Origin of the sequence: Streptomyces sp. NPDC048484 (assembly GCF_040651415.1) — a bacterium.
GTDB lineage: Bacteria > Actinomycetota > Actinomycetes > Streptomycetales > Streptomycetaceae > Streptomyces.
This window is the reverse complement of sequence record NZ_JBEZJY010000075.1, coordinates 19,941-30,714: the sequence shown is the minus strand read 5'-3', so window position 1 is coordinate 30,714 and position 10,774 is coordinate 19,941. Positions and strand designations below refer to the sequence as shown.

At 68.3% G+C, this 10,774-nt stretch carries 4 protein-coding genes, 1 tRNA gene and 1 rRNA gene; 5 read left to right on the top strand and 1 reads right to left on the bottom strand.

Annotated elements, in window-relative coordinates; genetic code table 11:
- From rrf to AB0D14_RS41745, 3 genes are all read left to right on the top strand, one after another.
- A 5S ribosomal RNA gene (gene rrf / locus AB0D14_RS41755) occupies positions 1–91 on the top strand; the annotation flags it as partial.
- Positions 92–205: 114 nt separating this feature from the next.
- Positions 206–868 (top strand): DegT/DnrJ/EryC1/StrS family aminotransferase, encoded by a 663-nt coding sequence (locus AB0D14_RS41750; protein ID WP_362789786.1) that lies wholly within the window; start codon positions 206–208, stop codon positions 866–868.
- A gap of 82 nt (positions 869–950) precedes the next feature.
- A tRNA-Thr gene (locus tag AB0D14_RS41745) sits at positions 951–1,023 on the top strand.
- A gap of 93 nt (positions 1,024–1,116) precedes the next feature.
- Here AB0D14_RS41745 and AB0D14_RS41740 read toward each other — a convergent pair.
- Positions 1,117–3,864 (bottom strand): SpoIIE family protein phosphatase, encoded by a 2,748-nt coding sequence (locus tag AB0D14_RS41740; protein ID WP_362789781.1) that lies wholly within the window; start codon positions 3,862–3,864, stop codon positions 1,117–1,119.
- A gap of 316 nt (positions 3,865–4,180) precedes the next feature.
- Between AB0D14_RS41740 and AB0D14_RS41735 the strand changes: the two genes are divergently transcribed.
- Positions 4,181–9,667, top strand: coding sequence for a HAMP domain-containing protein (locus AB0D14_RS41735; protein ID WP_362789778.1), 5,487 nt, complete (start codon positions 4,181–4,183; stop codon positions 9,665–9,667).
- A 314-nt stretch (positions 9,668–9,981) separates the two neighbouring features.
- On the top strand, positions 9,982–10,668 hold the full coding sequence (locus AB0D14_RS41730) for a response regulator (protein WP_362789775.1): 687 nt from the start codon (positions 9,982–9,984) through the stop codon (positions 10,666–10,668).
- Positions 10,669–10,774 lie beyond the last annotated feature (106 nt).

The following is a 10,774-nucleotide window of genomic DNA, read 5'->3' as shown; positions in this document are numbered from 1 at the left end:
GCCCGGTTACATTTCGAACCCGGAAGCTAAGCCTTACAGCGCCGATGGTACTGCAGGGGGGACCCTGTGGGAGAGTAGGACGCCGCCGAACAAATTTTAATAGAGCTGGTCCCTGAACTTAGGTTCAGGGACCAGCTCTTTTTTGTTGTGTGTCACTTGGAGTTCACGTTGCGCGACCAACATCAACGGCATGGGTACTGCTGCAATGCTCAGGGCCGCGGGTGTCGGAGCCGGTGACGAGGTCATCGTCCCCGCGTTCGGGAACGTCGAGGTCGCCGAGGAAGTGATCCTGGCCGGCGCGTTGCCGGTGTTCGCCGACATAGATCCGGCCACGTACTGTCTGGACGCCGCCGAGGTGGAGGCTGCTGTCGGGCCACGGACGGTCGCCCTGGTGGCCGTTCACCGCTTCGGGCGGCTCGCTGACATGCCGCGCCTGTGGGATGTCGGTCAGCGGCGCGGGCTGTTGGTGCTCGAACAGGGTGAGGCCGATGCGCCGTACGCCGAGGTCGAGGAGCGCAGGGCGCATGCGAACCTGCTCGACGGGCGGTTGAGGGGTGTACGGACACCGGAGCGGTGTGTGGGGCACACGTACCAGCAGTACATCGTGCGGGTGCCGGGGAACGGGCGGCCGGATCGGGATGCCTTCGCCCGGGCCGTGCGGGCCAAGGGCGTCGAGTGCCGGGTGCCGGTCAAGACGCCTGTGCACCGGATGCCCGCGTTCCGGCGGGACGTCTGTCTGCCGGAGACCGAGCGGGCCGCCGACGAGACACTGGCGCTGCCTGTCGACGCGTCGTTGACGAAGCGGGAGATGCAGCGGATCGTATCGGCGTGCAATGCCCTCGGTGGACTGCTCCAGCCTGCCTTCTAGTTCCTCGAACGCAGTTGGGAGCACACCGGCGTTCGGGGTATGCTCTATTTCGTTGCCAAGGGGGAGACCCCGAAAGCAACAGGCCCCTATAGCTCAGTCGGTAGAGCGTCTCCATGGTAAGGAGAAGGTCAACGGTTCGATTCCGTTTGGGGGCTCAGACAGAAAAGGCCCCCGCCCTATAGGGCGGGGGCCTTTCCTATAGGGCGGGGGCCTTTTGCGTATCCCGGGGCCGGGCGGGGGCTGCGGGATCAGTCGTTCTGCAGACCCGGGACGCGCATCGCCAGAATGGCCATGTCGTCGGACGGGGCGTCGCTCGCGAAGCGCTCCACCGCGCGCATGATGCGGGCGGCCACCGCACCGGCCGTCAGACCCGTGCAGGTGGTGAGGACGTCGGCGAGGCCGTCGTCGCCCAGCATGCGGGTGCCCTCGCGGCGTTCGGTGACGCCGTCCGTCACGCACAGCAGGACGTCTCCAGGGTCGAGCGTCACCGTCTGCTCGTACAGCTCCAGGTCGTCCATGACGCCGAGCAGCGGCTGAGGTTCGGCGGCCGGTTCCACCGTGCCGTCCTGACGGAGGCGCAGGGGAAGCGGGTGGCCGGCGCAGACCACCTTGAGGAGCGCCGAGCCGTCCTCCTGGGGCCACAACTCCCCGTACAGGAGCGTCAGGAAGCGGCTGCGGGCCCCCTCGTCGAGGATCGCGGAGTTCAGGCGCTCCAGGACCGCCGGGCCCCCGTAACCCTCGCGGGCCAGCAGGCGCAGCGCGTGCCGGGCGAGCCCGGTGACCGCGGCCGCCTCCGGTCCCGTACCGCAGACGTCGCCGATGGCGAAGCCGTAGGCGCCGTCGCGGATGGGGAAGAGGTCGTAGAAGTCGCCGCCGACCTCGTTGCCCTCGCCTGCCGCGCGGTAGATGACCTCGACCTCCACGCCGTCGATGTGGGGCAGTTCCGGGGGCAGGAGGCTGCGCTGGAGGGACTGGCTGATGGCCGTGCGCTCCGAGTACAGGCGGGCGTTGTCCAGGGCGAGAGCAGCCCTGCGGCTCAGGTCCTCGGCCAGCTCCAGGATTTCCTGGCGGAAGTGCTCGTCCGTCGGCTTGCCGAGCGTCAGCATGCCGATGACGCGGTTGCGGGCCACCAGCGGCAGTACGACGGTCTCGCCGCCGACCGCACCGGCCGTAGCCAGTGTCGTACCGATGCCGGAGCTGACCGTGGCGGGCTCGCCCAGGCCGAGGCTGCGCATGGAGGTGCGCAGGGCGGCCGTGTGGGCCGCCTCCGCCGGAGCGGCCCAGACCCGGGCGCCCGGAGTGGGGACCGGGTCCGGAGGGGCGATCTTCGACAGGAGGGCCTTGAGACCGTCGATGCGTTCCTCGTCCTCGTGGAGGACGTACGAGAGGTACGGGTCCGAGGCCTGGTCGGCGATCGTGTAGACGGCGCACCAGGTGGCCAGGGTCGGGACCGTCATCTGGGCCATCAGAGCCAGCGTCTGGTCGCGGTCCAGTGTGCCCGCGAGGAGGTCCGAGGCCTCGACGAGGAAGGACAGCGAGCCGCGGCGCAGACGCTCCAGTTCGCCCAGACGGGCCGACTCGACGGCGAGCGCGATGCGGTCGGCGGCGAACTGGAGGCGCAGGGCCTCCTCGTTCGAGTAGCGGCCCGGCGACTCGGCCGCCACGCCGAGCGAGCCGGTGAGCCGGCCTTCCACCTTGAGGGGCACCGTGACGACCGAGCGCATGCCGGTGCCACTGAGGAGCGGTACGGCCCCTGGGACGGCCGTGAGGTCCTCGTGGACGGCCGGCATGCGGGCCGAGCCGTAACGCCCGGTACCCGCCTCCACAGGGACGCGGGCGAAGCGCTGGCGGGCCGAGGGGAGGCCGGTGGAGGCGCGTACCTCCAGCTCTGTTTCGTCGTCGGTCGCCAGGAGCAGGAAGGCGGAGTCGGCGTCGAGCATGTCGCGGGCGCGCTCCACGGTGCGCTGGAGGAGTCCGTCGAGGTCGTCCGGGGCCGGGGAGCCGATGAAGATCTCGAAGGGGTCCGAGGCATGGCCCTCGGAACTGGTGGTCGTGTCCGTGGCCGAGACGCGCAAGGGGGTCTGGAGAACCGCCCGTTCATGATCGCGTACCAGGAGGCAGACCGTGGAGGGCTCGCCGCCGGTGTCGCGTACGCGCAGGTGGGAGGCGTAGACGGGTGTGACGCGGCCGTTGGCGCCGCGCAGTCCGTAGCTGCCCTCCCAGCGGGAGAGCTGGAGGGCCTCGACGATGCCGGTGCTGGTGCCGGGAGTGTGGGGCCAGGCCGCGAGGTCCGTCAGCGGTTTGCCGATGACCTGCTCGGCCGCGTAGCCGAAGAGTTCCTCCGCGTCCTCGTTCCAGGCGTTGATGGCGCCGACGCGGTCGATCTGGACGACCGCCACGCGCACGCGGCCGTCGGCGAGCGGAAGCAGGTGGGCGGGGAGCGAGGGGCCCGCGGTGCGGGTGCCCACCGCGCGCTCGGGCAGGCCCAGCTGGAACCAGACCTGCTTGTGGGTGGGCGTGTACTCGACACCCCAGCGGCTGGCCAGGGCGGCGCAGAGTTGGAGGCCGCGGCCGCCCTCGCGGTCGGGATTGCCCATGTTCTGGACGCTGCCCTGGAGTGGAATCTCACGTTCCGGGTAGTGGTCCGCCACCTCGATCCGTACGCCGTCGTCGCTGCGAAGGCACAGGACGTCCGCGGACGTGCCGGCGTGGACCACCGCGTTGGTGACCAGTTCACTGGTGAGGACCACGGCGTCGTCGACGATGTCGGCGAAGCCCCAGCCCTGGAGGGTGTCACGGACGAAGGAACGAGCGGTCGCGACGGACCGCCCGACAGGGTCGAAGCTGGCGGCCGCGCGCGCGGTGATCACAGAATTCCTTGTCCGGTCGTCGGCGGGCAGGGCTCCGTGGCCGACCCGCCCCTGCCGGGGCAGGAACTGATTCTCGGTCGGCCGGGGATCCTGGGGCGATCCCCCAGGATGCAGTCCGGTGGTCATGGTGCGGTGCCCTCCGATGCCTGCCCGCTCGTGCTCGTGCCACCGCCCAGGCCGGAACGACCGGCGCGGCTGGACAGCCGGATGCAAGGTTACTTACCTTCGCCGTCCATGCGGATGCCGGTTGCCAGTGTTTACGTCCGGAGGGTGTGCGGACCGTGTGCGAAGCTGCCGAACTGTTATGGCCTGGTTCAACCATGGTGAAACACTGGGCAAGCTCCAAGGGAAGGTCCGGGCAGGTTGAGTGCCTTCCGGCACGCGGAGCAGTAGTACCCGAGTACGCCGAGCAGTAATGGTCGACCCTTGCGGGAGGGACACAGTGGAGTCTGGCGCAGCGACGCGGGGCACTAAGACGCGCGCGAAAGGCGGACAGTCCCTGAGTAACCAGAGCAAACCGCGCAATGGCACCACAGAGGTGGACACAGCGGCCCTTAACAGGCTGCTGGCTGCCCTGGTGTCGATGCGGGACGGCAACTTCCGCAAGAGGCTCACGGTCTCCGGCGATGGCGTGATGTCCGAGATCGCGGCGGTTTTCAATGAAGTGGGCGACCGGAACCTGCAGCTGACGGGCGAGCTGTCGCGGGTGCGGCGCATGGTCGGACGTGAGGGAAAGCTCACGGAGCGGCTGGAGACGGGCGCCTGTGAGGGCTCCTGGGCCGCGGCGATCGACGCGTCCAACGCGCTCGTCGACGATCTCGTACGGCCCGTCTCTGAGGTCGGCAGGGTGCTGTCCGCGGTGGCGGAGGGCGACCTGTCGCCGCGTATGGAGCTGCGGGCACAGGCCGCCGATGGCAACGGGCATCCGCTGCGTGGCGAGTTCCTGAAGGTCGGGCGCACGGTCAACAACCTGGTCGACCAGCTGTCCACGTTCACCGACGAGGTCACGCGGGTGGCCAGTGAGGTCGGCACCGAGGGCAAGCTGGGCGGCCAGGCCCGGGTGCGCGGTATGTCCGGTTCGTGGAAGGACCTCACGGACTCGGTCAACACGATGGCGTACCGGCTGACGGCCCAGGTGCGGGACATCGCGCTGGTGACGACGGCGGTCGCCAAGGGTGACCTGTCCCGAAAGGTCACGGTTCACGTGGCCGGTGAGATGCTGGAGCTGAAGAACACCGTCAACACGATGGTGGACCAGCTGTCCTCGTTCTCCTCCGAGGTGACGCGAGTAGCGCGCGAGGTGGGCACCGAGGGTGAGCTCGGTGGGCAGGCGCAGGTGCCCGGTGTGGCCGGCGTGTGGAAGGACCTCACCGATTCGGTGAACCTCATGGCCGGCAATCTGACCGCGCAGGTGCGGGGCATCGCCCAGGTCACGACGGCGGTCGCCAACGGTGATCTGTCCCAGAAGGTGACCGTCTCCGCACGCGGTGAGGTCGCGCAGCTCGCCGAGACGATCAACCAGATGACCGAGACGCTGCGGACGTTCGCGGACGAGGTCACCCGCGTCGCCAACGAGGTCGGTGGCGAGGGGCGGCTCGGCGGGCAGGCGAACGTGCCGGGCGCGGCGGGAACGTGGAAGGACCTCACCGATTCGGTGAACACGGTCTTCCGGAATCTCACCACTCAGGTGCGGGACATCGCCGCAGTGACTACTGCGGTGGCCAACGGCGATCTGTCGCAGAAGGTCAGCGTCGAGGTCGCCGGCGAGATGCTGGAGCTGAAGAACACCGTCAACACGATGGTCGACCAGCTGTCGAGTTTCGGCGCGGAGGTCACCCGCGTGGCGCGGGAGGTCGGTGTCGAGGGTGAGCTGGGCGGTCAGGCTCAGGTGCCCGGTGCGGCCGGTACGTGGAAGGACCTCACCGACTCCGTCAACACGGCGTTCCGGAATCTCACCGGACAGGTGAGGAACATCGCCCAGGTGACGACGGCGGTGGCCAACGGCGATCTGTCGCAGAAGGTCACCGTGGACGTCTCCGGCGAGATGCTCGCACTGAAGAACACCGTCAACACGATGGTGGACCAGCTGTCGTCCTTCGCCGACCAGGTGACGCGGATGGCGCGTGACGTGGGCACGGAGGGCCGTCTGGGCGGCCAGGCGCGCGTGGACGGTGTGTCCGGTACGTGGAAGGACCTCACGGACTCCGTCAACTTCATGGCGGGGAACCTCACGTCCCAGGTACGGCAGATCGCCCAGGTGACGACGGCGGTGGCGCGCGGCGACCTCTCGCAGAAGATCGAGGTGGACGCGCATGGCGAGATCCTCGAACTGAAGAACACCATCAACACCATGGTCGACCAGCTCAGCGCGTTCGCCGAGCAGGTGACCCGGGTGGCCCGCGAGGTGGGCACGGACGGCCGGCTGGGCGGTCAGGCGCAGGTGCCGGGTGTCGCCGGTGTGTGGCGGGACCTGACCGACTCGGTGAACGGCATGGCCGGCAACCTCACCGCCCAGGTGCGCAACATCGCGCAGGTGGCAACGGCGGTGGCGCGCGGTGATCTGTCGCAGAAGATCGACGTGGACGCGCGCGGCGAGATCCTGGAGCTGAAGAACACCCTCAACACGATGGTCGACCAGCTGTCGAACTTCGCCGAGCAGGTGACCCGGGTGGCCCGCGAGGTGGGCACGGAGGGCATGCTCGGCGGTCAGGCCGAGGTGCAGGGTGTCTCCGGCACCTGGAAGGACCTCACGCAGTCCGTGAACTTCATGGCGAACAACCTGACGATCCAGGTGCGCAACATCGCCGAGGTCACGACCGCCGTCGCCAAGGGCGACCTGTCCAAGAAGATCACCGTTGACGCGAAGGGCGAGATCCTCGAACTCGTCACCACCGTCAACACGATGGTCGACCAGCTGTCGTCGTTCGCCGAGCAGGTGACGCGGGTGGCCCGCGAGGTGGGCACCGAGGGCATCCTGGGCGGTCAGGCGCACGCGTCGGGCGTCACGGGCATCTGGAAGGACCTCACCGACAACGTCAACCTGATGGCCAACAACCTGACCGTTCAGGTGCGCAACATCTCCCAGGTCGCGGCGGCTGTCGCCAACGGCGACCTGACCCGGACGGTGACGATCGAGGCGCGCGGCGAGGTCGCGCAGCTCGCCGACACCTTCAACACCATGGTGAAGACGCTGAGTTCGTTCGCCGACCAGGTCACCAAGGTGGCCCGCGAGGTGGGTACGGACGGCATCCTCGGCGGCCAGGCCCGCGTACCGGGCGTGTCCGGTACGTGGAAGGACCTCACCGAGTCCGTGAACGGCATGGCGTCCAACCTGACCGGACAGGTGCGCAACATCGCGATGGTCACCACGGCCATCGCCAAGGGCGACCTGACCAAGAAGATCGACATCGACGCGCGCGGCGAGATCCTGGAGCTGAAGACCACCATCAACACGATGGTCGACCAGCTGTCGTCGTTCGCCGAGGAGGTCACCCGGGTGGCCCGCGAGGTGGGCACCGAGGGGCAGTTGGGTGGCCAGGCACGTGTACGTGACGTCGACGGCACCTGGCGCGACCTCACCGAGTCGGTGAACGAGATGGCCGGGAACCTGACCCGGCAGGTACGTGCCATCGCGCGCGTGGCGACCGCCGTGACCCGCGGTGACCTCAACCTGAAGATCGACGTGGACGCCTCCGGGGAGATCCAGGAACTTCAGGACTACATCAACAAGATGATCGCGAATCTCCGCGACACCACCATCGCCAACAAGGAGCAGGACTGGCTGAAGGGCAACCTCGCCCGGATCTCCGGTCTGATGCAGGGCCGCCGCGACCTCGCCGACGTGGCCTCGCTCATCATGAGCGAGCTGACTCCGGTGGTCTCGGCGCAGCACGGCGCGTTCTTCCTGGCGATGCCGCTGGACGACGGCAAGCATGTGGGCGCCGCGCAGGACGATTCGTACGAACTGCGCATGCTCGGGTCGTACGGCTATTCGATGGGTTCCATGCCGACGTCGTTCCGGCCCGGTGAGACGCTGATCGGGACGGCGGCCAAGGAGCAGCGCACGATTCTCGTGGAGAACGTGCCGCCGGGGTATCTGAAGATCGCCTCCGGGCTCGGTGAGGCTCCTCCGGCGCATGTCATCGTGCTGCCGGTGCTCTTCGAGACGACCGTCCTCGGTGTGATCGAACTGGCGTCGTTCCACTCGTTCACGCAGATCCAGAAGGACTTCCTCAGCCAGATCGCCGAGATGATCGCGACGAGCGTCAACACCATCGCGGTCAACACCAAGACCGAGGTGCTGCTCAAGCAGTCGCAGGAGCTGACCGAGCAGCTCCGGGAGCGGTCGGCGGAGCTGGAGAACCGGCAGAAGGCGCTCCAGGAGTCCAACGCCGAACTGGAGGAGAAGGCCGAGCTGCTGGCCCGGCAGAACCGCGACATCGAGGTCAAGAACACCGAGATCGAGGACGCGCGGCAGGTCCTGGAGGAGCGCGCCGAGCAACTCGCGGTCTCCATGCGCTACAAGAGCGAGTTCCTGGCCAACATGTCGCACGAGCTGCGTACGCCGCTCAACTCGCTGCTGATCCTCGCCAAGCTGCTCGCGGACAACGCGGACTCCAATCTCACCCCGAAGCAGGTCGAGTTCGCCGAGACGATCCACGGGGCGGGTTCCGACCTGCTCCAGCTGATCAACGACATCCTCGACCTGTCGAAGGTCGAGGCGGGCAAGATGGACGTGTCGCCGACACGTATCGCCCTGGTGCAACTGGTCGACTACGTAGAGGCCACTTTCCGTCCGCTGACGGCGGAGAAGGGCCTCGATTTCTCCGTACGGGTGTCGCCGGAGCTGCCGGCCACGCTGCACACGGACGAACAGCGGCTTCTCCAGGTGCTGCGCAACCTGCTCTCCAACGCGGTGAAGTTCACCGACTCCGGAGCGGTCGAACTGGTCATCCGGCCCGCGGGCGCGGAGGTTCCGGTCGCCATCCGCGAGCAACTGCTGGAGGCGGGCTCGCTGCGGGACGCGGACGCCGATCTGATCGCGTTCTCCGTCACCGACACGGGCATCGGCATCGCGGCGAGCAAGATGCGGGTGATCTTCGAGGCCTTCAAGCAGGCGGACGGTACGACGAGCCGCAAGTACGGCGGTACGGGACTGGGTCTGTCCATCTCGCGGGAGATCGCGCGGCTGCTGGGCGGCGAGATCCACGCGCAGAGCGAGCCGGGACGCGGCTCGACGTTCACGCTGTATCTGCCGCTGCACCCGAGCGAGCTTCCGCCGCAGGGCTACCCGCAGCTCTCCCCGCCCCTGGAGAACGGGACGCTGCCGGCGGGCTCGGACGACGAGGCCGAGGCCCGGGTGGAGACACCGGTGGAGGTCAAGTCGTACCAGGAGACCCAGAGCGGGGCCGCCGCGCTCTTCAGGCGGCGTCGCAGGGCGGTGCCCGCGGTCGAGCAGCGGCTGGCACTGCCAGGGCCCCAGACGCGGGCTCCGGAGGCCTGGGACACGGGCGGCGAGGAGGTGGCCGCGCGACCGCGCCCCGTCTTCCGCTTCGACGGCGAGAAGGTGCTGATCGTCGACGACGACATCCGCAACGTGTTCGCGCTCACCAGCGTTCTGGAGCAGCACGGGTTGTCGGTGCTGTACGCCGAGAACGGCCGCGAGGGCATCGAAGTCCTGGAGCAGCACGACGACGTCACGGTCGTCCTGATGGACATCATGATGCCGGAGATGGACGGATACGCGACCACCACGGCGATCCGCAGGATGCCCCAGTTCGCCGGTCTGCCGATCATCGCGCTCACCGCGAAGGCGATGAAGGGCGACCGGGAGAAGGCCATCGAGTCGGGTGCCTCCGACTATGTGACGAAGCCGGTCGATCCCGATCACCTGCTCTCGGTGATGGAGCAATGGATGCGCGGCGAGTGAGCGGAGTGCGGGGTTTGACCAAGCGGCAGATGATGAGTGAGTGTGGGGGTTTGATCGCGTGCACGGGGCGGTCGGGTGGCAGGTCGGCATGCCGGATTGCTGACTGACCGTGCTCGGAGCTGTGTAGAAACCCGGGATTCGGGGAACCTTCTGGTCTCCCGCTACGTTTCTGCTTCGTGCACAGTGACATCGCGGTGACAGGGTGTGGCGACGGGCGGGGTGCGGCTACCATGACCGGCACAAGGACGGGCGGCGCTCAGAAGCCGTCCCCTGGGGCGGCACCCGGTGCACTGCCGGGACGAGGAGGGCGGGCCATGGTGCAGAAGGCCAAGATCCTCCTGGTCGATGACCGGCCGGAGAATCTGCTGGCGCTGGAGGCCATCCTCTCTGCGCTCGATCAGACACTGGTTCGGGCATCTTCCGGGGAGGAAGCGCTCAAAGCACTGCTCACGGACGACTTCGCGGTCATTCTGCTGGACGTCCAGATGCCGGGCATGGACGGTTTCGAAACCGCCGCGCACATCAAGAGGCGAGAACGAACCCGGGACATCCCGATCATCTTCCTCACGGCGATCAATCACGGCCCGCACCACACCTTCCGGGGATACGCGGCGGGTGCGGTGGACTACATCTCCAAGCCGTTCGATCCGTGGGTGCTGCGTGCGAAGGTCTCGGTCTTCGTCGAGCTCTACATGAAGAACTGCCAACTCCGGGAGCAGGCGGCGCTGCTGCGGCTCCAGCTGGAGGGCGGTGGCGGCAGGGCGGCCCTCGGCGATGCCAAGGAGCCGGCCGGACTGCTCGCCGAACTCTCCGCGCGCCTCGCGGCCGTCGAGGAACAGGCCGAGGCTCTCTCCAAACAGCTGGACGACGATTCGGCGGACGCGGCGGCGGTGGCGACCGCGGCCCATCTCGAACGCAAACTCACGGGGTTGCGGCGCGCGCTCGACGCCCTGGAACCGGGCACCGGGAGCGGGGCAGCCTCGCTGCCCTCTCAGAACTGAGCCCGGGTTCGGACGCGCTGTCCGGCACAGACTCCAGGGCGCGGAGCACAGGGTCCAGGGCTCGGAACCGCGTCCGGGACCCGGCTGAGCCCCGGCGTGATGCCGG